Annotated in this window: 20 protein-coding genes; 7 read left to right on the top strand and 13 right to left on the bottom strand. The window is 74.2% G+C overall.

From position 1 onward, the window contains the following. Positions 1 to 255: 255 nt before the first annotated feature. Positions 256 to 1,029, top strand: coding sequence for a TetR/AcrR family transcriptional regulator (locus ACH45E_RS35585; RefSeq protein ID WP_361457681.1), 774 nt, complete (start codon positions 256 to 258; stop codon positions 1,027 to 1,029). Here the strand turns inward: ACH45E_RS35585 and mftE are convergent. The 12 genes from mftE to ACH45E_RS35525 form a co-directional block, all read right to left on the bottom strand. Then, positions 1,023 to 1,751: a mycofactocin biosynthesis peptidyl-dipeptidase MftE gene (gene mftE, locus ACH45E_RS35580; RefSeq protein WP_361457684.1), complete on the bottom strand. Its 729-nt coding sequence runs from the start codon at positions 1,749 to 1,751 to the stop codon at positions 1,023 to 1,025. The genes ACH45E_RS35585 and mftE overlap by 7 nt on opposite strands. Further along, on the bottom strand, positions 1,748 to 3,136 hold the full coding sequence (gene mftF / locus ACH45E_RS35575; RefSeq protein WP_361457687.1) for a mycofactocin biosynthesis glycosyltransferase MftF: 1,389 nt from the start codon (positions 3,134 to 3,136) through the stop codon (positions 1,748 to 1,750). Before mftF ends, mftE begins: the two co-directional genes overlap by 4 nt. Then, on the bottom strand, positions 3,133 to 4,023 hold the full coding sequence (locus ACH45E_RS35570) for a mycofactocin-associated electron transfer flavoprotein beta subunit (protein ID WP_361457690.1): 891 nt from the start codon (positions 4,021 to 4,023) through the stop codon (positions 3,133 to 3,135). Before ACH45E_RS35570 ends, mftF begins: the two co-directional genes overlap by 4 nt. Beyond that, entirely contained in the window at positions 4,020 to 4,331 is a 312-nt protein-coding gene (locus tag ACH45E_RS35565) for a 4Fe-4S dicluster domain-containing protein (RefSeq protein ID WP_361457693.1), read from the bottom strand. Before ACH45E_RS35565 ends, ACH45E_RS35570 begins: the two co-directional genes overlap by 4 nt. Further along, complete coding sequence (locus tag ACH45E_RS35560) at positions 4,328 to 5,659, bottom strand: FAD-dependent oxidoreductase (RefSeq protein ID WP_361457696.1); 1,332 nt, start codon at positions 5,657 to 5,659, stop codon at positions 4,328 to 4,330. The genes ACH45E_RS35565 and ACH45E_RS35560 overlap by 4 nt, the downstream gene beginning before the upstream one ends. Further along, positions 5,649 to 6,620 (bottom strand): mycofactocin-associated electron transfer flavoprotein alpha subunit, encoded by a 972-nt coding sequence (locus ACH45E_RS35555; protein WP_361457699.1) that lies wholly within the window; start codon positions 6,618 to 6,620, stop codon positions 5,649 to 5,651. The genes ACH45E_RS35560 and ACH45E_RS35555 overlap by 11 nt, the downstream gene beginning before the upstream one ends. Beyond that, on the bottom strand, positions 6,617 to 8,584 hold the full coding sequence (locus ACH45E_RS35550) for a mycofactocin system FadH/OYE family oxidoreductase 2 (RefSeq protein ID WP_361457702.1): 1,968 nt from the start codon (positions 8,582 to 8,584) through the stop codon (positions 6,617 to 6,619). Before ACH45E_RS35550 ends, ACH45E_RS35555 begins: the two co-directional genes overlap by 4 nt. Beyond that, positions 8,581 to 10,524, bottom strand: coding sequence for a mycofactocin system FadH/OYE family oxidoreductase 1 (locus ACH45E_RS35545; protein WP_361457705.1), 1,944 nt, complete (start codon positions 10,522 to 10,524; stop codon positions 8,581 to 8,583). Before ACH45E_RS35545 ends, ACH45E_RS35550 begins: the two co-directional genes overlap by 4 nt. Next, the gene (mftC, locus tag ACH45E_RS35540; protein ID WP_361457708.1) at positions 10,521 to 11,735 is read right to left on the bottom strand and encodes a mycofactocin radical SAM maturase; all 1,215 of its coding nucleotides are present in this window, start codon (positions 11,733 to 11,735) and stop codon (positions 10,521 to 10,523) included. The genes ACH45E_RS35545 and mftC overlap by 4 nt, the downstream gene beginning before the upstream one ends. Further along, positions 11,732 to 12,034 carry a mycofactocin biosynthesis chaperone MftB gene (mftB, locus tag ACH45E_RS35535; protein ID WP_361457711.1) on the bottom strand — a complete coding sequence of 101 codons (303 nt, stop codon included), beginning with the start codon at positions 12,032 to 12,034 and terminating at the stop codon, positions 11,732 to 11,734. The genes mftC and mftB overlap by 4 nt, the downstream gene beginning before the upstream one ends. A 12-nt stretch (positions 12,035 to 12,046) precedes the next feature. Then, on the bottom strand, positions 12,047 to 12,145 hold the full coding sequence (gene mftA / locus ACH45E_RS35530) for a mycofactocin precursor MftA (RefSeq protein WP_361457714.1): 99 nt from the start codon (positions 12,143 to 12,145) through the stop codon (positions 12,047 to 12,049). 114 nt (positions 12,146 to 12,259) lie between these two features. After that, positions 12,260 to 12,898, bottom strand: coding sequence for a TetR/AcrR family transcriptional regulator (locus ACH45E_RS35525; RefSeq protein ID WP_361457717.1), 639 nt, complete (start codon positions 12,896 to 12,898; stop codon positions 12,260 to 12,262). 165 nt (positions 12,899 to 13,063) lie between these two features. Here ACH45E_RS35525 and ACH45E_RS35520 point away from each other — a divergent pair, with 165 nt between their 5' ends. The 5 genes from ACH45E_RS35520 to ACH45E_RS35500 all read left to right on the top strand — a co-directional run bounded on the left by ACH45E_RS35520 (position 13,064) and on the right by ACH45E_RS35500 (position 20,031). Beyond that, positions 13,064 to 14,026: an ACP S-malonyltransferase gene (locus tag ACH45E_RS35520; protein WP_361457720.1), complete on the top strand. Its 963-nt coding sequence runs from the start codon at positions 13,064 to 13,066 to the stop codon at positions 14,024 to 14,026. Between the two features lie 181 nt (positions 14,027 to 14,207). Further along, positions 14,208 to 15,719 carry an amino acid adenylation domain-containing protein gene (locus ACH45E_RS35515; RefSeq protein WP_361457723.1) on the top strand — a complete coding sequence of 504 codons (1,512 nt, stop codon included), beginning with the start codon at positions 14,208 to 14,210 and terminating at the stop codon, positions 15,717 to 15,719. Between the two features lie 164 nt (positions 15,720 to 15,883). Next, the gene (locus tag ACH45E_RS35510) at positions 15,884 to 16,654 is read left to right on the top strand and encodes an SDR family oxidoreductase (RefSeq protein WP_361457726.1); all 771 of its coding nucleotides are present in this window, start codon (positions 15,884 to 15,886) and stop codon (positions 16,652 to 16,654) included. A gap of 37 nt (positions 16,655 to 16,691) precedes the next feature. Further along, the gene (locus ACH45E_RS35505; RefSeq protein WP_361457729.1) at positions 16,692 to 19,589 is read left to right on the top strand and encodes a BTAD domain-containing putative transcriptional regulator; all 2,898 of its coding nucleotides are present in this window, start codon (positions 16,692 to 16,694) and stop codon (positions 19,587 to 19,589) included. A 172-nt stretch (positions 19,590 to 19,761) separates the two neighbouring features. Then, complete coding sequence (locus ACH45E_RS35500) at positions 19,762 to 20,031, top strand: hypothetical protein (RefSeq protein WP_361457732.1); 270 nt, start codon at positions 19,762 to 19,764, stop codon at positions 20,029 to 20,031. Positions 20,032 to 20,039: 8 nt separating this feature from the next. Here ACH45E_RS35500 and ACH45E_RS35495 read toward each other — a convergent pair whose 3' ends face one another. Next, positions 20,040 to 21,119 carry an alpha/beta hydrolase gene (locus ACH45E_RS35495; RefSeq protein ID WP_361457735.1) on the bottom strand — a complete coding sequence of 360 codons (1,080 nt, stop codon included), beginning with the start codon at positions 21,117 to 21,119 and terminating at the stop codon, positions 20,040 to 20,042. Positions 21,120 to 21,334: 215 nt separating this feature from the next. On the opposite strand from ACH45E_RS35495, the gene ACH45E_RS35490 reads away from it, so the two are divergent. Continuing rightward, on the top strand, positions 21,335 to 22,441 hold a 1,107-nt coding region (locus ACH45E_RS35490), incomplete at its 3' end, for a 2-oxoacid:acceptor oxidoreductase family protein (protein ID WP_399042225.1).

The raw sequence follows: 22,441 nt of genomic DNA, 5'->3' as shown, positions 1-22,441 counted from the left end.
GCCCCCGGACGGCGATCGCACCCCAGCGTTCGTCGGCCGGGAGGTCCGTGCCTTTCTCTTTGGGCGCGGTTGACGCCGGTGAACGTACTGCGTACGGTATATATGCAACAGCGTGCGCCGCACGCAATGACCATGGTGGGCGTCGATCGCACGCGTTCCCCCGTCCGGCGATCGACACGAGGGCGTGACGCCCGCACCCTGCGCGCGGGCGTCACGCCCTTGGTCAGACACACGGCCGGAAGAAGGCGGGCGCATATGGGCAACGACGGCATCGGCCTCCCGGCGAGCATCGAGGTGGCCTGGGGGCTCAGAGAGCCCTCGCAGAAGGGACCCAAGCGTGTCCTGAGCCTGAGCCGCATCGTGGAGACCGCCGTACGGATCGCGGACGCCGAGGGAATCGGCTCCATCTCCATGAGCCGTATCGCCAAGGAGCTGAACTCCTCGACGATGTCCCTCTACCGCTACATCTCCGCCAAGGACGAGCTGCTGCCCCTGATGGTGGACGCCGCCTTCGGCCCGCCCGTCCCCCACCCCGACCCCAAGCCGCACTGGCGGGCGGGCCTGGAGCACTGGAGCCGCTCCTACCTGGCCGTACTGCGCCGGCACTCCTGGGTGGTGCGCATCCCGATCAGCGGGCCGCCCTCCACTCCCCACCAGATCGCCTGGGCCGAACAGGGGCTGTGTTTCCTGCAGCGCACCGGCCTCAACGAGGCGCGGAAGATGTCCGTGATCCTGCTGCTGGCCGGCCTGGTCCGCAACGAGGCCCAACTCAGCGACACCTACGAGGCGTTCTCCAAGCCCGCCACCCAGGGCGCCGAAACCATGCTGGACTACCGCCGGCTCATCGAGAAACTCGCCGACCCCGACCGCTTCCCCGCGATCCACGCGGCCATGGAGGCGGGGGTCTTCGACGACTCCGACGGTGAGGACACCGAGTTCGAGTTCTCGCTGAACTGCGCCCTGGACGGAATCGACGCGCTGATCCGCCGCCGGCGACGGGAGTCCCGGCAGGCGAAGCAGAGTCAGTGACCCGGCGCACGCCGAGGTGAGGCGGTCGAGACGGGCCGCCAGTTCTCGCTCGCGGCCAGCAGCGCGGCCGTCCACCGGTCCAGCAGGGCCCGGCCCCGGTCGGCATCCGCGTCCGTCGGGTCGCCGAGCACCCCGTTGGCGGTAACCGCCCGCAGGCCGCCCTGCCGCAGCCGGGGAATCAGCACGGACAGCGGACGGGTGTCACCCGGCTCGGCCCGCTCCCGGTGTACCGTCGCCGGCCGCAGGGCGAGCATCGCCGAGGTCTCGTCCCGGCCGGCGTGGCTGTCGGCGGGATCGCCGGACGGCTCCCAGAAGTGCGCCGTACGGCCCTCGGCCCGCAGCCGGGCCACCGCACGCCGCACCGGTACGGCGTTCCCGCCGTGCGCGGAGACGAACGCCACCGCGGCGAACGCGTCGGCGGAACGGCCGAGTTCGGTCAGCAGCAGTTCGACGGCCGCCCGGCCGACGGAGAGCGTGCCCGGGAAACCCGCGTGCTCGCCGCTGGACCCGTAGGCCACCGGCGGCGCCAGCACCACCCACTCCCGCACCCCGGCCAGCCGCTCGGCGAGCGCCACCGCGATGTCGGTGTCCACGGTGCACGGCAGGTGCGGCCCGTGCTGCTCGGTCGAGCCGACCGGTACGGTCAGCACACCGCCGGCGGCCACCGCCGCCACCTCGGTCCACGCCAGCTCGGCCAGCCGCCTCGGTACCGTGCCGCTCACGCCCGCCGCACCCCGTCCCGACCCGGCCAGGGCGCGGTGTCGGGGCGCAGCGGGGCCAGTGTGCGGTGACGCAGGGCGCCCCACCACACGCCGGCACCGTAGGTGAGGTCGTCGGCGACCCGGGCCGCCAGCCAGTGGGGCAGGGGCAGGTCAGGACGCCGGGTGCGCCAGTCGTCGACGTGACGGGCGAAGGCCGCGGCCAACAGCACCCGGCCGGTACGGGAGGCGGCCAGGGCGGGTACCGCCACCGGCCACCATGAGCGGGTCACCGCGTCCGCGAACACCCGGCCCGCCCCCCAGTGCCCGCGCAGCGCCAGTGCCACCGACTCCTTGGCCGGCACGCCCACCCCGCGCAGCTTGCGCGGCAGCAGCCCCGCGGTGACCAGCGCCGTACCGGCGGCAGCGGCCGGCCGCCCCGCGGCCACGGCGGTCCAACAGGCCAGCGTCCACGGGGAGACCCGTACCGGAGCCGCCGCCGTGCCGTGCCGCAGGGCCAGCGGCGCCGCGGAGGTGCCGTAGTGGAAGCGCTGCCGCACCCAGGCCGGCCAGGTGGGGCGTGGCGCGTGCCGTACCCGGGACGCCGGTTCGTAGCGCACCCGCAGGCCGCGGCCGGCCAGCCGCCACACCAGGTCGACGTCCTCGCCGTAGCGCATCGACTCGTCGAAGCCGCCCAGCGCGCGCAGCGCCGAGACCCTGACGACGAGCGTGGCCGTGGGCACATAGCTCACCCGGCTGCCGGGCCGCACCACGGCGGGCAGCGGACCCAGGTCGAGCGGGGAGCGCTCCTGCTCGTAGCGGGCCAGGGCACTGCTGCCCGGCCGGCTGCACACCCGCGGCGCCACCGCCACCACCTCCGGGTCGGCGAAGTGCGGCAGCAGCGCCTCCAGCCAGCCCGTTTCGGGCACCACGTCCGCGTCCAGGAACGCCACCAGTTCCGTACCGGCCAGCCTCCAGCCACTGTTGCGCGCGGCGGCAGGGCCCCGGGAGACCGGATGACGCACGGCGGCACCGGGCAGCGGCACGGCCGAACCGTCGTCCACGACCACGACGCCGGCGAGTTCCGCGAGACCGCCGAGCGTCTCGGTCACCTCGGGGTGGTCGCGCACCGGCAGCACCGCCGTGACGTCGGCGGCGGTGAACGGGCCCGGTGCGTACCGGGGGTGCACCAGCCCGGCGGAGACCAGCTGATCGGCCAGCCGGCGCTGCCCCGGACGGTCGGCCACCTCCTCCCCGCCGAGCCACCCGTCCACCAGCCGGGCCCCGGCCCCGCTCAGCCGCAGCACCCGGTAGGGCGAGCCGCCGAGCAGGGTACGGCCGCCGTCGAGGCGGGTGAGGGACGGGTCGGCGGTGAGGTGCACGCGTACGGCGATGGCAGGAGAACTCACGGCGTGACACCTCCGTCCACGTCGACGCCGTGTTCGCGCAGATGCGCCAGCAGCAACCGGGCCGCCTCCTCGGGGGAGTCAGGGGTCAGCACCCGGGGCGGGGTGCGGGGCGGGACGAGGGCGCCGGTGAGGGCCAGGAGCCGCCGGCGGGTGCCACCCTCCGGGGCGGGCAGCGCCTTGGGGCGCGGCCGGTAGGGACGGGGCCGGCCCACCCGTACGGCAGCACCCTCCGGATCGGCCACCCGCACCACCGGTATCCCGGCCCGCCGCGCCGCGAGCACCGCGGCCAGCGTCGCCCGGCGCGGTCGCACGCTCCCGGCCTCCACCGAGCACACCGCGGGCAACACCACCCGCAGCTCCTCGGCCCGGCCGCCGTCCAGCCGCCGCACGGCCCGCAACGACAGGCCGGCCGGCCCGGCGCCGTCGTCAGCGGCGTCCGCCACCGTCAGCTCCACCAGCCCCAGCGCCTGCGCCGTGCCCAGACGAGCGGCCAGGTGGGCCGGCGTGGCCCCCGTGCCGCGGTCCACCGAACGGTCCCCGCACACCACCACGTCGGGCACCGGGCGCCCACCCGCGGTGAGCCCGGCCAGCAGACTGTGCGCCGTGGCCGCCTCGTCGGTGTCCGGGCCCTCGATGCGCAGCGTTTCGTGCGCGCCGGCGGCCAACGCCTCGCGCAGCATCTCCTCGGCCCCCGCCGGACCCACGGTGACCGCCAGACAGCGCCCGCCGAGCCGTTCGGCCAGCCGCAGCGCCTGCTCCAGGGCACACCGCTCGGCCGGTGAGGCCCCGGCGGCGTACGGCGCGCCCGGGGCCGTGCCGGTCAGGGGATGCGCCACGGCCCGCGGGTCCGTCCAGCGCAGCGCGGCGGCCACCAGCACGGCGCTCACCCCTGCCGGAAGGCGACGCCGTGGCCGCCCTCGGGGTAGGTCCAGGAGATGGCGCCCGGCGCGTCGCAGACCTGGTAGCAGGTGCCGCACTCGAAGCACTGCTCGTAGTTGAAGAGGATCCCGCCGTCGCCGGTGGGCACGAACAGGTCGGCGGGGCAGGCGTGCACGCAGGCGCGGACCTCGCAGGACCGGCACACGTCGGTGTCGACCGTGATGTGCGCCTTCTCCGCGACCCGGAAGTCCACGGTGGCCATGCGGTCCTCGAAGGAGACTTCGGGCAGGGTGTCGTGGGCGGGCGGCTGGGTCATCCGAAGGACCTCGTTCCGGTGAACGCGTCGGACAGCAGGTGGCGCAGCCGGACGCCGCGCCGGCGAGCCGCGCCCGTCAGCAGCCGGCGCAGACCGGGCTTGGGACGCGGATTGTCGACCGTGAAGAACCCCTGGGCCACGTCGCACAGCAGCCCCGGGTACGACTGCTGCACCCGGTCGGAGAAGACCAGCCCCGGCACCCGGCGCAGCCGACGGTGGTCGGCGAGGACGAAGGACTCCTCCAGCAGCCGGCGGTACCCGGCCAGCCCGGCCCGGGAGGTGTCGCCCGAGGCGACGGCCGCGGCGGCGGCCCGCCCGGCGTACATGCCCGCGCCCAGCGCGTAGTTGACGCCCTCCAGCCACACACCCGCGGCCAGGCACATCGCGGCCGCGTCCCCGGCCACCAGCATGCCGTCGGTGACCAGCTCCGGCATGGTGTCGTAGCCGCCCTCGGGGATCAGGTGGGCGGAGTACTCCTTCAGCTCGGCGCCGCGCAGCAGCGGGGCGATCGCCGGGTGCCGCTTCATCCGGCCGAGTACCGCCTCGGGCCGGGTGCCGGAGGCGGCGAGCCCGGTCAGCGACAGCACCACGCCGACGCTGACGGACTCCAGGTTGGTGTAGAGGAACCCGCCGCCGGGGATGCCGCCGGTGCAGCCGAGGACCTCGATGTCCTGGCCGTGCCGCCCGCTGACCCCGAACCGCTCCTCGATCACCTCGCGCGGCAGGGCCAGGGTCTCCTTCACGCCCAGCGAGGTGTGCTCCGCCTGCTTGCCCGGCACCTTCGAGAACAGCCCCGCCTCCTTGGCGAGGAAGGAGTTGACGCCGTCGCAGGCGATGACCACCCGGGCGGTGAGATCGCCGTCGGGCCGGTCGGTGCGCACCCCGCAGACCCGGCCGGCCCCGTCGCGCAGCAGGCCGGTGGCGGTGGTGGCCGGCACCAGGACGGCGCCGGCCCGCTCGGCGAGGGAGGCGAGCCAGCCGTCCAGTTCGGAGCGGAAGGCGGTGGCGCCGTTGTACGGAGGACGCCCCCAGTCCTCGGTGCGGAAGTCGACGGTGAGCGCCTGCTGTTCGGTGAGCAGCATCGTGGAGCGCCGGGTCACCCAGCGCTGCACCGGCATGTGCTCCCACCAGTCGGGCACCAGTTCGTCCAGGATCCGGCCGTAGACCACACCGCCGTACACGTTCTTGGCGCCCGGATACGGCCCGCGCTCCAGCAGCGCCACCGACCGCCCGGCCCGGGCCGCCTCCAGCGCGGCGGCCGATCCGGCCGGGCCCGCGCCGACGACGACCACGTCGAAGGCGGGCGCGCCGTTCGTCTCAGGCGGCATCGCGCGCCTCCCGCTCCTCGGCGGCCCCGCGCACCAGCCGTACGAGCGCGCTGAGCACGGCGGGCGCGTCGGCCACGATGCCCAGGTCGGCCATGGCGGTCATCGGGCAGTACGGATCGGTGTTGACGCTCACCACATGGTGTGGCGAGCCGAGGCCGCCGGTGTGGTGCGGGGCGCCGGAGACACCGAAGGCGACGTACAGGTCCGGGTCGACGGTGACGCCGGTGGTGCCGATCTGGCGGGCGTACTCCAGCCAGCCCGCGTCGGTGACCACCCGGGTGGCGCCCACCGCCATGCCGAACGCGGCGCCGAGCTCACCGAGCAGCGCCACCGCCTCGGGCCCACCGAGCCCGCCGCCGGCACCGAGCAGCCGCCGGGCGCCCGCGAGATCACCGCCGTCGGCGGAGGTGTCCAGGGCGGCGACGTGCACCGCGTCCACGGTGGTCTCCGGTGCGTCGGGCAGCGTGAGTACGGTGGTCTGAGGCGGTCCGGCCACGGGAGTGGCGCCGCGTACCCCGGGTTCCAGGGTGGCCACGAACGGCCCGTCCGCGGTCAGTTCGACCAGCGCGCTGCCGCCCAGGCGCAGCACGTCCGCGCCGTGCGGGAGCACTTCCTGGGCGCCCGCGAGCAGCGGCCGGCCCAACTCGGCGGCCAGCCGCGGCGCCAGGTCCCGGCCGTCGGCGGAGGCGGGGAGCACCACGGTGTGCACCGGCGCGAGCAGCGGCGCGAGGGCGCCGGCCAGCGCGGCGGGCGCGACGCCGCTCTCGGCCGCCCACACCCGGCGGGCCGCGACGAGCCCCGCGGCCGCGTCCCCGGCCCCCGAACCGGCCACGACCACCGCCCCGCCGGCCTCGGCCACGGCCTCGTCGGCGCCGAGCGGCAGCACCCCGTCCCGTACGACCAGCACGGCGATCCGCGCGGGAAACCCGAAGGCGGCTCCCGGCCGTGGCGTGCCGCTCACAGTGCCACCCCCGCCCGGTGTCCCTCGACGACCGCGGCGTGGGCACGGCGGGGGGTCAGGCAGTCCCCGGCGCGGTGGACCGGGAACGGCGCGTCCTTCAGGGCGTGCCACAGGGAGTCCTCCGGCGCCTGGTGCACCGCGCAGACCACCCAGTCGTAGTGCTCCTGCGCCGTGGTCCCGGTGGTGTGCGTGAGGATGTCCAGTTCCACTTCGCCGTCCCCCTGCCCGCTCGGGCGGGCCCCCGTCACCACCTGGTCGGTGATGTGCTCGATGCCCTTGGCGTGGGCGCGCACGCTGTACGTCTCCAGGTCCAGCGTGATCCCCAGGTCCTGCCCGACGACCATGCCGGGCGTGCTGATCCGCACCCGGCAGCCCCGGTCGGCCAGCACTTCGGCCACGGAGGTGGCCTGGTGGAAGCCCAGTTCGTCGACGACCAGGACCCGCTGCCCGGCCGCGGGCGCGGCCCGCCCCTCCAGCACGTCCCGTACGTCCACCACCCGCTCCAGTCCGTCTGCCCAGTAGGGCGGTTGCGGCCGGGCCCCGGTGGCCAGCACGATCGCGTCGGGTGTTTCGGCGCGCAGCGAGTCGGCGGTGGCCTCCACCCCGGTGCGGATGTCCACGCCGTGGCGCAGGCACTCGGCCAGCAGGTTGCGTACGACGTCGAGGAACTCGGCGCGGCTGGGCGCGGTCGCGGCCGTCGCCACCTGGCCCCCCGTGGCCGGCGCCCGCTCGTACAGCGTCACCTCGTGCCCGCGCCGCGCGGCCGTCGCCGCCGCCTGCAGTCCGGCCGGGCCGCCGCCGACGACCACGACCCGGCGCGGCCGGGGTCCCGGGGCCGGCAGCGGCACTGCCTCGCGGCCCGCCCGCGGGTTCTCGATGCAGCCCAGCCAGCGGTTGAGGCCCATGCGGCCCACGCACTCCTGGTTGCAGGACAGGCAGGTACGGATGTGCGGGGTGTGCCCGGCACGCGCCTTGGCGGCGAAGTCGGGGTCGGCGATCTGCCCGCGCACCACACCCACCAGGTCGCAGTGCCCCTCAGCCAGGGCCCGTTCGGCCTGCACCGGATCCTTGATGCGGCCGACGCCGATCACCGGCAGCCGTACCGCCGAGCGGATGGCGTTGGAGACGAACAGGGCGTAGCCGGGCGGCACCGACATCGACGCCTCGATCATGTAGAGCGTCGACGTGGCCACGCCGATCGAGGTGTTGATGTAGTCGACCTTGCCGGTGGCCTCCACCAGCCGGGCGGTCTCGACGGCCTCCTCGACGGTGGTACCGCCGTCCAGCAGTTCGTCGCCGCACAGCCGCACTCCCAGTGCGCGGCCGGGGCCGATGGCCTCGCGGACCGCGTCGACGATCTCCAGCAGGATGCGTACGCGGTTGCGCAGGGGGCCGCCGTAGCCGTCGGTGCGCAGGTTGGTGGCGGGGGAGAGGAAGCCACGCACGATCGAGGAGTGCGAGCACTGCAGCTCCACGCCGTCGAAGCCGCCGTCGGCGCAGTGCCCGGCCACCGTGCCGTACCCGGCGACGATCTCGGCGATCTCCGCGGTGCTGACCTCCTTGGGCACCTCCCGGAACAGCGGGTCCGGTACCGGCGACGGCGCCCACACGGGCAGCCGGGAGTACATCGAGGACGCCTGGCCGCCGTTGTGGTTGAGCTGGGCGAGGATCGGCGTGCCGTGCGCGTGCACGGCCTCGGTGATGCGCCGGTAGCCGGCCACGGCCTGGGGCCGGAAGCCGTGGATCAGTTTCTCGTACGGCCAGTCCGTCGCGTGGGTGGAGTGCTCCTCGGTGATGATCAGCCCGGCGCCGCCGGCCGCCCGTGCCGCGTAGTACGCCGCGTGCTGCTCGCTGGGCAGGCCGTCCTCGGCGTAGTTCGTCAGGTGCGCGGAGAACACGATGCGGTTGGCGAGGGTGAGCGGGCCGAGCCCGATCGGTGAGAAGAGCAGCTTGAGTCGGCTCATCGGGCCGTGTCCCCTCCCGTGCCGCACATCGCGAGCGCCGCGCGCCGGCCCTCCAGCAGGGCCTCGTGCACGGTGCGCGGGGCCACCCGGTCGCCCGCGGGGAGCGCGCCGTCCGGGGCGGCCAGGGAGGCGTCGGGCAGCCGGTGCCCGCAGTGCACCACGGCCGCGCACTCCACCTTGTGCTGCTCGCCGGTGAACACGTCCTCCACCAGGGCGAAGTCCCGCGACGCGGCGCGCAGTACGGTCCGCCGCAGCAGGGTCACCCCGGCCCGCACCAGCCGTGCGTGCGCGTCGGCGAGGTCACCGGTGAGCGCCAGCTGGGTGCCGGCCACCTGGTCCGCGGTGACCAGGGTGACGGCCCGGCCCTCGGCGGCCAGCCGCTCGGCGAGGGCGACGGCGGTGGCGTCCCCGACCGGGTCGTCCACCAGCACCGGCCCGCCGAGCAGCGGGGCACGCCCGGCCAGCAGGTCGGCCGCCTCCAGGACCGTGCCGCCGTCGACGTCGTACCGGCGGGGCCCGGGACGTGACCCGGTGGCCAGTACGACCCGGCGCCCGGCCAGGTCTCCGGGGCCGACGGCGGTCGCGGTGCGTACGGTGACGCCCAGCCGCCGCACCTCCGACTCCAGCCAGTCCAGCAGCGGCGCCCACCGCTCGCCCGCGACCCGCAGGATGCCGCCGAGCCGCTCCTCGCGCTCCACCAGCTCCACCCGCCGCCCGTTTACGGCCAGCACCCGCGCGGCCTCCAGGCCGGCGGGCCCGCCGCCGACGACGAGGACCGCGGCCTCCTGTTCCGCAGCGGCCACGGACACCGGCTCCCGCCCGACGGGGGAATCGGGCGCGTCCTCGGTCTCGTGACCGCTGCGGGGCTCCACGGCGCACGAGACGACCGGGTTGCGGTTGTCCCGTACGCGGCACTTCTGGTTGCACAGCACACACGGCCGCACCCGCTCCGGGTGCCCGGAGCGCACCAGCCCGACCAGCTCCGGGTCGGCGATCTGGGCCCGGGTCATCTCCACCAGGTCGGCGACCGCGTCGTCCAGCGCCCGCTGGGCGTGCGCCGGGTCGGTCACCGAGCCCTGCAGCACCACGGGCACGGCCCCGCCCACCGCCGTGCGCACGGCCGAGCACACCTCGCCGTTGAAGCCCGGCGGGGTGTGGAAGTCGGGCCGGGTGGCCGCGGTGGACATGGCCGAACCGCGCACCACCACCAGATAGTCGAGCAGCGGGGCCAGCTCACGGGCGAGGTCCTCGGCGTGCTGCGGGGTGATGCCGGCCCACGGCGCGAGCTCGTCGCAGCACAGGCGCAGCCCCACGATCCGGTCCTCGCCCACCGCCTCGCGCACGGTGTGCAGCACCTCCCGCAGCAGCCGCGGCCGGTCGGTGCCGTAGCCGTCCTGGCGCAGGTTGGTCAGCCCGGACAGGAACTGGCGCAGCAGGCTGTACTGCCCGGCCTCCACCTCCACCCCGTCCAGGCCGGAGCCGGCCGCCAGCCGGGCCGCGGCACCGAACCCGTCGCGCAGCGCGGCGAGCTCGGGCTCCTCCAGCTCCATCGGCAGCTCGCGGCTCGCCACGTCGGGGACCCGGGAGGGCGCCCACAGCGCCGACTGGTGGTACGCGGACGAGCCCTGCGATCCCGAGTGGCCGAGCGAGGCCACCACCAGCGTTCCGTACGGCGCGCAGGCCGCCTTCGTCGCCGCCCAGCCGGGCCCGCAGTCCGCGGCCAGCGGGGCCCGCTCGTAGGGCCAGTCGGAGGGGTGCACGCTCGCCGTCTCGGTGACGAGCAGTCCGGCGCCGCCGGCCGCCCGCCGCGCGTAGTAGGCGACGTGCCGGTCCGACAGCGCCCTGTGGCGGGCCAGATTGGTCTCGTGCGGCCCGAACACCACCCGGCTGGGGGCGGTGCGCGGGCCCAGCGCGACGGGCTCGGTCAGACGCATGGTCATGCGGCTCCCGTGCGGTCCGGGGCGAACCCGGCCAACGGGCTGGTGTCACAGGCCCGGTCCGGCACCCCGGCACTCGCCGGCCGCCGTCCGATGGTCACCGGCACCGGGCCGGACCCGCCGCGCGTGCGGTGCGAGTGGTCACCGCTGGGGCGGGGCGCCGTACCCGCGCCGACCGCGGCCAGCGCCCGCTCCCCGTTGCCCTTGACGCATTCGGGGTCCGGGCCGTCCAGCGGCAGCCCCGTGAAGAACTTCGCCGCCATGCAGCCGCCCCGGCAGGCGTCGTACGCCGAGCAGGCCGTGCAGGCACCACCGGTCTGCGGTGAGCGCAGCTCGGTGAACAGCTCCGACTCCCGCCACACGGAGGTGAAGCCGCCCGGGGAGCGGACGTTGCCGGCGAGGAAGGTGTCGTGGATGGCGAACGGGCAGGCGTAGACGTCGCCGACCGGGTCGATCAGGCACACCACCCGGCCCGCCCCGCACAGGTTGAGACCCGGCAGCGTAGCCGGACCGAGGGCGTTGAGGTGGAAGAAGGAGTCGCCGGTCAGCACCTGCTCGCCGTGCGCCAGCAGCCATTCGTACAGCGAACGCTGCTGCTCGGCGGTGGGGTGCAGCTCGTCCCACACATCGGCGCCGCGCCCGGACGGCCGCAGCCGGGTGATGCGCAGCTGGGCGCCGTGCGCGTCGGCGATGGCCCTGAAGTCGTCGAGCTGGCCCGCGTTGTGCCGGGTCACCACCACGCTGAGCTTGAAGTCACGCATGCCGGCGTCCGCGAGGTTGCGCATCGCAGCCATCGCGGTGTCGTACGAACCCGGGCCGCGCACCGCGTCGTTGACCTCGGCGGTCGCCCCGTCCAGGGAGATCTGCACGTCGACGTAGTCGCTGGCGGCCAGCCACCGCGCCCGCTCCGGGGTGATCCGCACGCCGTTGGTGGAGAACTTCACGCCGACGTGGTGGGCGGTGGCGTACTCGACGAGCTCCCAGAAGTCGGGGCGCACGGTGGGCTCGCCGCCGCCGATGTTGACGTAGAAGACCTGCATCCGCTCCAGCTCGTCGATCACGGCCTTGCACTCGGCCGTGGTCAGCTCCCCCGGGTCGCGCCGGCCGGAGGAGGACAGGCAGTGCACACACGCCAGGTTGCAGGCGTAGGTGAGCTCCCAGGTCAGGCAGATGGGAGCGTCGAGACCGCGCTCGAAGTGGTCGACGAGCTTCACGCTGCCTCCTGAAGGCGGCCGGCGGCCGGTTCCCCGGGACGGGGTTCGATCACTCCGCCCGCGGCCAGCCCGGCGAGGGCACTGAGATAGGCGGTGCGCTGCCCGGCGGGCAGGGCGGCCTGCTCCAGCGCCGAGTGGACGTCCGGATGATCGGCCAGCGACCGTACGACCGCGACGAGTTCGGGGGTCTTCAGGAAACACAGCCGACGCGTGCCGAAGTGGTAGGCGAGCGCCCCGAAGGGCTCCGGGCGCAGGGCCACGCTGGGGGAGCACCGGTAGGGGCGCTCGGGGGTGAACACCACGGCCTCCAGTCAGTAGACGCCGCACATGCCGTCGATCGACACCTCTTCGACGAGCAGTTCCTCGGCGTACTCGGCGTCCTCGGCCTCCACCGTCTCCTCGACGTCCATGGCGGCCCTCCCTCCGCTGTGTGGGCACGGTCCTGGAAGGAAATGGTGCGTGCGGCCACCGAAAAGGAACACCCCTACAAAAATAGGGGTGGAGAGGGGGTGCACCCTCCGAATTCACGCGGCCCGGCGGGATTTCCGTTCCGTTTCCGTGACTCCGTCGAGTACGCCGAGATCGGTGCGCGGGCCACCGGTGATCGTGCGCAGCGCGAGGGAGAGGTCACGACCGGTCGGGGCGGATTCCGGGTCGATCAGCCACTGTGCCATCACCCCGGTGATCAGAGCCTGGTGGAAGAGACCGACCGCGCGAGCCGCACCGCCTTCCGGTGCTTCCCCCATGCGGTCCGGAATGAATTCCCCGAGTCCGGCCTGCGCCTCCGCCATCCCTTTCGCCAGCGCCGCGCGCACTTCGGGAGAATGCCCGGCCTGGGTGATCGCCTCGAAGTTCGCCGCCCACAGCATGCGGTGCTCGGTGAACAGTTCGGTCACCTTGGTCCACAGCGCCTCGATCCGCTCCCCGGACGCCTCCGGGCCCCGGACGCCATGGGTCAGAGCCGCCTTCAGCGCCTGGCCCCACTCGATGTTGGCCTGGATCAGCGCCTCGTTGAGCAAGGCCTCCTTGGAGCCGTAGTGGTAGCCGATGGAGGCCAGGTTCGCGCCCGACGCCGCGACGATGTCGCGGGCCGTCGTGCGCGCGTAGCCCTTTTCGGCCAGGCACTGCTTGGCACCCTGGAGTAAAGCCTCGCGATGTCCCACGCAGGCAGGGTCCTCTCCCCACCGCTTCCTGAAAACCCCCTAAACGGCCGGTACGGCAACGCTAGGGGTGCCTGACAGGTTGGCCCGGGCGAGGCCGGTGCGCCGAGAAGCTAAGGGGCAACTAGGGGTTAAGAGCCCGGCGGGCCGGACACCACACTGGCTCCCATGAAGAATGAGAACCGGACGAAAAGCGCCCTGGTATTCCCGGGGATGGGGCCCTCCCCCTTCGCTGAAGTCGGCAAGTTCATGCTTGTCAACCCCTTCGCCCGGAAACTCGTCGCGGAAGCCGACGACACTCTCGGCTATTCACTCTTCGACCGTTTCCGGGAAGCGGAGGGCGACTACTCGGTCCACGCCCAGGTCGCCTTCTTCGTGAACTGCCTGGCCCTCGCCCAGTGGGCCGAGGCCGAGTTCGGCGTCGAGCCCGCCTTCGTCACGGGACCGAGCTTCGGCGGCAAGGCCACCGCCGTGCGCTCCGGCGCCCTGTCCTTCGCCGACGGGATCCGCCTCACCGAACGGTTCGCGCACTGCCTCGACGCGTTCTTCGCCGACGACTACCCGGAGGAGGTCGCCACCCAGTCCTTCGCCCGCACCTCCGGCGAGGCCCTGGAGGAGATCCTCGCCGAACTCGCCGAGCAGGACGAGTGGTACGACGTCACCTGCGTGCTCGACGACGACTTCCGCATGCTCACCCTGCGAGCCTCTCATCTGGACTGGCTCCAGCAGCGGCTGCGCGCGGCCGGCGGACTCCCGCTGTACGTCATGCGGCCGCCCATGCATTCCGCGGCGTTCGCCGCGCTGCGGGCCCGGGCCGCCCGCGAGGTGATGGACGGCCTGGAGTTCCGGGACCCCACCCTGGCGGTCGTCTCCGACCAGGACGGCGGCCTGCTGACCACCGGCACGGAGGTCAGGGACCTGCTGCTCGACTGCTGCGTCCGCGCGGTCGACTGGCCGACCGCCCTGGGCTCGTTGCGCGACCGGGGCGTCGGCACCCTCTACGTCGCCGGGCAGGACGCCCTGTTCGGCCGGGTCGGCGTCGCCACGAAGAACTTCAAGGTGGTCGGCGCCAACCCGCGCCTGGCCCTGCGCCCGAGGCGCCGCCCGAAAACGGTGGCGGCGGCTGCCTGACCCCCGGCCACCGGCCGTCTCCCCCCCCCACCGGCGCACTACGCCCCACCGCACTACGCCCCACCGCACTACGCCCCACCGCACTACGCCCCACCGCACGCACGCCCCACCGCACGCACGCCCCACCGCACCACGCCCCGCGCGTCCCGATCCCGTCGGCCGCGTCCCACCCGGAGGAACCATGACCCAGCAGCACCCCGGCGGCCTGCACGAGCGCTTCCTGCGCGGGCTGGCCCGGTCCGCCGACCGCCCCGCCCTGCGCATCGGCGCCGAGACGATCACCTACCGGGACCTGCACGCACAAGCCCTCACCTGGGCGGGCTCCCTCGGTGACGCCAAGGCCGTCGGCGTCCTGGCGGGCAAGACCGTGACGGCGTACGCGGGCATCCTCGGCGCGCTGTACGCGGGCGCCACCGTCGTCCCCCTGCACCCTGACTTCCCGGCCCCCCGCACCCGGCACATGCTCGAACTGTCCGGTGCCACCGCGGTCGTCGCCGACGAACGCGGCCGCGCGGTGCTGGCCGGCCTCGGCGACGACACGCCCGCCCTGGAGGTCGTCGACCCGGACCCGGCCCGCGCCCTGCCGGAGCCGCGCCACGGCGCCGCGCCCACTGACACCGCCTACATGCTGTTCACCTCCGGCTCCACCGGCCGCCCCAAGGGCGTGCCCATCAGTCACGGAAGCACCCGGCACTACTTCGAACTCCTCGACGAACGCTACGACTTCACCCCGGACGACGTCTTCTCGCAGACTTTCGACCTGAACTTCGACTGCGCGATGTTCGACCTGTTCTGCGCCTGGGGCTCCGGTGCCACCGTCGACGTCACCCCGCAGACCGCCTACCTCGACCTGCCGGCCTACCTCGCCGGGCACGGCGTCACCGTGTGGTTCGCCACGCCCAGCGCCATCGCCCTGACCCGCCGGATGGGCGGCCTCACCCCGGGCGCGCTGACCGGCCTGCGCTGGAGCTTCTTCGCCGGCGAGGCCCTGCGGGCGCACGACGCCACCGACTGGCAGACGGCCGCGCCCGCCTCCACCCTGGAGAACATCTACGGGCCGACCGAACTGACCGTCACCATCACCGGCCACCGATGGGACCCGGCGACCTCCCCGGACCGCTGTGTCAACGGCCTCGTCCCCATCGGCACCGTGCACGCGGGGCACGACCACGTCCTGGTCGACGAGGCGGACCGGGCGACCCCCGCCGAGGGCGAACTGCTCATCACCGGGCCGCAGATGTCGGCCGGCTACCTCGACCCCGCCGACGACGCGGGCCGCTTCGTCGAGCGCGACGGCCGCCGCTGGTACCGCACCGGCGACCGGGTGCGCCGGCTGCCGGACGGCGAACTGGTCTACCTCGGACGCCTCGACTCCCAGGTCCAGATCCAGGGCTGGCGGGTGGAACTCGCCGAGGTCGAACACGTCCTGCGCTCCTGCGAGGGTGTGCAGGACGCGGTCGCCGTCGGCGCCACCACCCCCTCCGGCACCGAACTGGTCGTCTACTACACCGGCGAGCGCCGCCCCGCCGGCCGCTTCGCCCGCGCCCTGCGCGAACTGCTGCCCAAGGGCATGCTGCCCCGCCGCTTCGAGCACCTGCCGGAGTTCCCGCTGAACTCCAACCGCAAGGTCGACCGCAAGGAACTCACCCAGCGGGCCACCACGCTGCTCACCCCGTCCCGCCCCGCCGCCTGAACACCGCCGCCACCGGCAGGACTCCTCACCAGCAGGACCCAGACCCCTCACCGCCCGGCGGGGACCGGTGAGTCCGCGGTGAGCGCGCGGTGAGGGCCGCTGCCCAAGGTGGTGTCCGTCCGGTTCCACGAGGGAGCCGGACGGACACCGACGGGAGCGGAACGATGGCTGAGCTGACCGGGAAGACGGCACTGGTGACCGGGGCGTCGCGGGGTATCGGGCGGGCCGTGGCCCTGCGCCTGGCAGCCGAGGGCGCGCACGTCGCCGTGCACTACGGCAGCGACGAGCAGGCCGCCGTGCGGACGGTGGAGCAGATCGAGAAGGAAGGCGGCCAGGCGTTCGCCGTACAGGCCCGGTTCGGTGAGGAAGGCGCGGTCGACCGGCTGTTCTGGCAGCTGGGCGCCGGCCTCGACGGGCGCGGCCTCGACATCCTGGTCAACAACGCGGGCATCAGCTCCGGCCACCCCATCGCCCACGTTACCCCGGAGGAGCTGCGGCAGCTGTTCGAGGTCAATGTCAGCGCCCCGTTCTTCGTCACCCAGCGCGCGCTGTCGTTGCTGAACGACGGCGGCCGCGTCATCAACATGGGTTCGACGGCCAGCCGTTTCGCCGTCTCCATCCAGATCGGCTACACCCTCACCAAGGCGGCCCTCGAAGCCCTCGCCCCGACGCTCGCCAACGAACTCGGCCACCGCGGCATCACCGTCAACACCGTCGCCCCCGGCGCCATCCGCACCGACCTCACCGCGGGCTTCACCTCCGTCCCCGAAGTGGTCGCCGAACTGGAGGCCATGACAGCACTCGGCCGCATCGGCGACCCCGAGGACGTGGCCGACGTCGTCGCCTTCCTGGCCGGCCCCCGCGCCCGCTACGTCACCGGCCAGACCGTCGACGTCTCCGGCGGCACCTACCTCGGGCCCATCATGCGGGGATGACCGGGAGCCGCACCCCGCCCGGTGAATAATCCCGGGCATGAGGTTCTCCATCCTCGGCCGGACCCGGGCCCACCACGACGACGGAACCGAGGTCCCGCTGGGCGGGCCGGCCCGGCGGGCGCTGCTGGCGGCGCTGCTGATCGAGCCCGGCCGGGTGGTGCCGGCCGAGCGGCTGGCCGAGGAGACCGGCACCGGCAAGACCGCCTCCGCGCACGCCGTACAGTCGCAGGTGTCCCGGCTGCGCTCCGCGCTCGGTCCCGCCGCGCCCGTCGAACGGGCCGGGACCGGCTACCGGATCATCGTCCCGTACGACGCCGTGGACGCCGGCCGGTTCGAGCGGCTGACCCGGGAGGGCCGCACGGCACTGGCCGCGGGCGACCCGGGCCGGGCGGCGGAGCTGCTGCGCGAGGCGCTCGGGCTGTGGCGGGGCCCCGCACTGGCCGACCTCGCCGACTCCGACTCGGCGCGAGCCGCCGTCGTACGCCTGGAGGAACTGCGGCTCGCCGCACTCGAGGACCGCCTCGACGCCGAGCTGCTGCTCGGCGAACACCGGGCGGCGATACCGGAGTTACGGCAGCTGACCGAGGACCACCCGCTGCGCGAACGGGCGGCCGGGCTGCTGATGCGGGCCCTGTCCGCCGAGGGCGGCCAGGCCGCCGCCCTGGCCGTGTACGAGGCGACCCGGCGCCACCTCGCGGAGGAACTCGGCGCCGACCCCTCCCCCCACCTCACCGCACTCCACCAGGAGTTGCTGAGCGCCGACCCGGCCCCGCGCCCCGCCCGCCCACCGGCCCAGCTGACCGCGCTCGTCGGCCGTGACACGGAGGTCGCCGCACTCGCAACGCTGCTCGACCGGGCCCGGCTGGTCACGCTGACCGGGCCGGGCGGCGTCGGCAAGACCCGGCTGGCCGTCGCGGCGGCCGCCGCCTGCGGAGAGGTGTGCTTCGTCCCGCTGGCGGCCCTGCGCGACGACACCGCCGTCCCCGGGGCCCTGCTCGGCGCGCTCGGCCTGTCCGGCACCGGCCTGCGCCTCGGCCCGGACGGCCCGGCACCCCTCGACCGGGTGGTCACCGCACTGTCCGACCGCACTGTGCTGCTGGTCCTGGACAACTGCGAACACCTGCTGGACGCCACCGCCACGCTCACCGCACGGCTGCTCGCCGCCTGTCCCGAGCTGCGCGTCCTGGCCACCAGCCGGGAGCCGCTCGGCATCATCGGCGAACACCTGCACCCCGTACGGCCCCTGGACCCCGCCTCGGCCGTCCGCCTCTTCACCGACCGCGCCACCGCCGTCCGCCCCGCCCTCACCGCCGACCAGGACACCGTACGACGCGTCTGCGCCGCCCTCGACAACCTGCCGCTGGCCGTCGAACTCGCCGCTGCCCGGCTGCGCACCCTCGACCTCGACGACCTCGCCCGCCGGCTGGACGACCGGCTCGGCATGGCCGCGCGCGGCGGACGCACCGGCGACGGACGGCACCGCACCCTGCGCTCGGTGGTCGCCTGGAGCTGGGAGCTGCTGCCCGAGACCGAACGCCGCGCCGCCCGGCGGTTCGCCGTGTTCGCCTCCGGCGCCACCGCGGCCACCGCACTGCGGGTGTGCGGCACCGACCCGGACACCCTGGAGGCACTGGCCGACAAATCCCTCCTGGACCCCGCCGACGGCCGCTACCGCATGCTGGAGACCGTCCGCGCCTACGCCGCCGAACAGCTCGACGCGGCCGGCGAGACCGATACGGTCCGCCGCGCCCACGCCGCCCACCTGCTCGACCTGGCCCGCACCGCCGACCCGCACCTGCGCGGCGCCGGCCAGCTCGCCTGGCTGGCCCAGCTCACCGCCGAGCACGACGACCTGCTCGGCGCCGTCCGCTGGGCGGTCGAGGCCCCCGCACCCGAGACCGCCCTCGCCCTGCTCGCCGCCGCCGCGCACGCCCTGTGGATCCGCTCCGCCCCCGCGGACGCCGCCCACGACGCGGCCCGCCTCCTGGAGATCCTCGACGGCGAACCGCCCGCCGGCCACGAGGAGGAGTTCGCGATCTGCGTCCTGCTCGCCGCGTCCGGCCCCGACGGCGGCATCCTCTGGCACCGGTACCGGGCTCGCGCCGAGGCCGCCCTGGGCACCGTATGGCCGGACACACCCGGCACAACGCACACGCGGGGCCGGCATCCCGCCGCACTGCTGCTGTGGACGCTGCGCAACGCCGTCGACGGCGACCCGCACCGGGCCCACGCCCTCCTGGCGGCCCGGCGCGACGACGCGGACCCGTGGCTGCGGGCCGTCGCCCACTACGTCACCGCGTACGGCGCACTCGGCGCGGACGACCCCGGCCGCGCCGAGGAAGCCCTGCGCACCGCCGCCGACATCTTCCGCACCCTCGGCGACCACTGGGGCACGGCCCTGGTCCTGGACACGCTGGCCGCTCTGGCCGGTGCCCGCGGCGACCGTACGCACGCGGTCGCCCTCACCGACGAGGCTCTCACCCTCACCGAACGACTCGGAGCCCACGCGGACACCGCCGACCTCCTGGCCGCCCGGGGCGACCACCTGGCCGGCACCGATCCGGCCCTGGCCCACGCCGACTACACCCGGGCCGCCGACCTGGCCCGCCGCACCGGCAGCCCCGCCTCCCTGGCGGCGACGCTGCGCGGGCTCGGCGACCTCGCCCTGTCGGACGGCGACCCGGACGGCGCGGAGCGCCTGTACCGGGAGGCGCTGGAGCGGCTGGACGCCCGCTGGGTCCGCAGCCTCGGCACCCGGGTGCGCACCCTCACCGGGCTGGCCCGCGTCGCCGAGGCCCGCGGCGAGGGGGACACGGCCCGGCTGTACTACCGGCAGGCCGCCGAAGCGGTGTCCCTGCCCGGCGCCACCGCCCCGGCCGTCCTGCGTCTGCTGGGCCTGCCGGAGCCGGTCGCGCAGGCGGTCCGACGGGGGTGAGACCCCCTGCGACGCGACCTGTGCCCCCTCCCGCATGGTGGTGCCGGCACCACCCCCGCCCGGCGCCCAGGCCCATGGCCGCCCCCTCCCCCGTCGGGAGATGCTCGATGCACCGGCCGGGAACCACACCCGACCGGAACATCGCTCGAAGGACCGTCGAGGAGGAGCAGCCATGCGAGTCGTACCGGGTGAGGGAGTGACCAGCACCGCCCTGGCGAGTGGACAGATCGCCCTGCGCGCGAAGGGCCGCGCGGAAGGATTCCGCTGCACGCCCCTCGCCGCGACGATGTGGTTCGCCCTGCGCCACAACGACGGCTTCGTCGACCTCGCCGTCGACACCCTGACGGACCTGTGGGACACCGACCGGGACAAGGTCCGTACGGTGGTGGACGCCTGGTCCCGCGAACTGATCCGCGAGGGCTGGCTGCGACAGGCCGCCTAGGGCGGGCCCTAGCCCGCCGCTCGTCCCGCCGTCAGGTGCGGGCGGACCCGGCCGAGAAGAAGCGCGAGGAACCGGTCGGGATGGCTGTACGCGGCGAAGTGGGCCGCGTCCTCGACCAGTTCGAAGTGTTTGGCGGGCGCCTCGACGTCGTCGAGGAAACGCCGGGCCCGGCCGGGCGGGGTGACCAGGTCGTGCGCGCCCTGGAAGACGAAGAACGGCACCTCGAAGCGCGTACCATCCGCCCAGTCGTCGAAGTCGGCCGTGTCCGGGAAGATCTGCGCCGACAGCTTCATGCCCTGGAAGAAGGCGGGCAGGTCGGGCAGCGAGTGCAGCGGCGAGAACCACAGCGACGGCAGCACCACCGACTTCAGCGCGGCGAGGCTCTCCGGGTTGGAGGCCATCACGTAACGGTGGTACAGGGCGTGCTGCTCCGCCGTCCAGGAGCGGTGGTCGGGCCCCATCGCCTCCGCGGCGGCGGCCTCCTTCTCCTTACCCGCCGCACGCAGCCGCACCAGCAGGTCCTTGTACGGCGACTCGTCGCGGTCCCCGTCGTACACGTTCTGGTCGATCCCCACGTACGCGGAGAAGCGCTCCGGATGCTCGCGGACCAGCCGCACCCCGAAACCGGTGCCCAGCGAGTGCCCCACCAGCACGACCCGTTCGACCCCGAGCCGGGCGCGCACATGGTCGACGACCTCCAGCGCGTCGGCGTACAGCCGGTCGTAGGTGAGGTCGCCCTGCCCCTCCTCCCCGCCGCGCCGCAGGGTCTTCCCGGCGCCCCGCATGTCCCAGCGCACCACCGTGAAGTGGTCCTCCCAGGCCCGGGTCCGCACGGTGAACACCGAGGTGACCGCGCCCGGCCCGCCGTGTATCTCCACCAGCACCGGGTTGGACCGGTCGGCGCCCCGCACCGACAGCCACTGCTCGATGCCGCCGATCTGCGTGTAGTACTGCTCGTCGATGCTCCGGCCGCCGTCGAGGCGTAACAACCGCGCGTTCCGCCCCCGGATCAGGGACCGATGGGCCAGCACTCCCGCCGAGGCGACGGCACCGGCGCCGGCCACAGAGGTCGCAAGTCGTCCGAACATAAATCCCACCCACTCACTGCCTGTTTCTGAGGAACGTCAAGAGGAACATCACAGACGGCCGTATACAAGCCCACCCCGCCCGACGGCGGCCCGCCCACGACGACACAAGCGGGCCTCTAACGCGCCTGATTAGCCTCTGGCCAGGTGTACGACCTGCCCTGGACCGCACAGCAAAGGGGCCGTCCGCCGTCGGACTGACAGGAGCCGATACACGTATGTCTGTGGAAACCACCGCGCCGCCCGCACCCGCAGCGACGACGCCGCCCGTCAAGGAGACCCGCCGTCTGGACCGGGTGATCATCCGGTTCGCGGGCGACTCGGGTGACGGTATGCAGCTCACGGGTGACCGGTTCACGTCGGAGACGGCGTCCTTCGGCAACGACCTGTCGACGCTGCCGAACTTCCCCGCCGAGATCCGTGCTCCCGCAGGGACCCTGCCGGGCGTGTCCTCCTTCCAGCTGCATTTCGCCGACCACGACATCCTGACCCCTGGTGACGCGCCGAACGTGCTGGTCGCGATGAACCCGGCCGCGCTGAAGGCGAACATCTCCGACCTGCCGCGCGGCGCCGAGATCATCGTCAACACCGACGAGTTCAGCAAGCGGGCCCTGCAGAAGGTCGGCTACGACACCAACCCGCTGGAGGACGGCTCCCTCGACGGCTACAACCTTCACCCGGTGCCGCTCACCACGCTCACCATCGAGGCATTGAAGGACTTCGGCCTGTCCCGTAAGGAGGCCGAGCGCAGCAAGAACATGTTCGCGCTGGGTCTGCTGTCGTGGATGTACCACCGTCCGACGGAGGGCACGGAGAGGTTCCTGAGGTCGAAGTTCGCGAAGAAGCCTCAGATCGCGGCGGCGAACGTCGCGGCGTTCCGGGCGGGCTGGAACTTCGGGGAGACGACGGAGGACTTCGCGGTCTCCTACGAGGTGGCCCCGGCGGCGAAGGCGTTCCCGGTCGGCACCTACCGCAACATCTCCGGGAACCTCGCCCTGGCCTACGGCCTGGTCGCGGCCTCCCGGCAGGCGGAGCTGCCGCTGTTCCTGGGCTCGTATCCGATCACTCCGGCCTCGGACATCCTGCACGAGCTGTCGAAGCACAAGAACTTCGGTGTGCGGACGTTCCAGGCGGAGGACGAGATCGCCGGGATCGGCGCGGCACTGGGTGCGGCCTTCGGCGGGTCCCTCGCCGTGACCACGACCTCCGGCCCGGGGGTGGCGCTGAAGTCGGAGACCATCGGCCTGGCGGTGTCGCAGGAGTTGCCGCTGCTGGTGGTGGACATCCAGCGCGGTGGGCCGTCGACGGGGCTGCCGACGAAGACG

This window comes from Streptomyces sp. NPDC020299 (assembly GCF_044387825.1).
GTDB lineage: Bacteria > Actinomycetota > Actinomycetes > Streptomycetales > Streptomycetaceae > Streptomyces.
The sequence above is the reverse complement of the archived record's forward strand: the minus strand, read 5'-3'. Positions and strand labels throughout refer to the sequence as shown.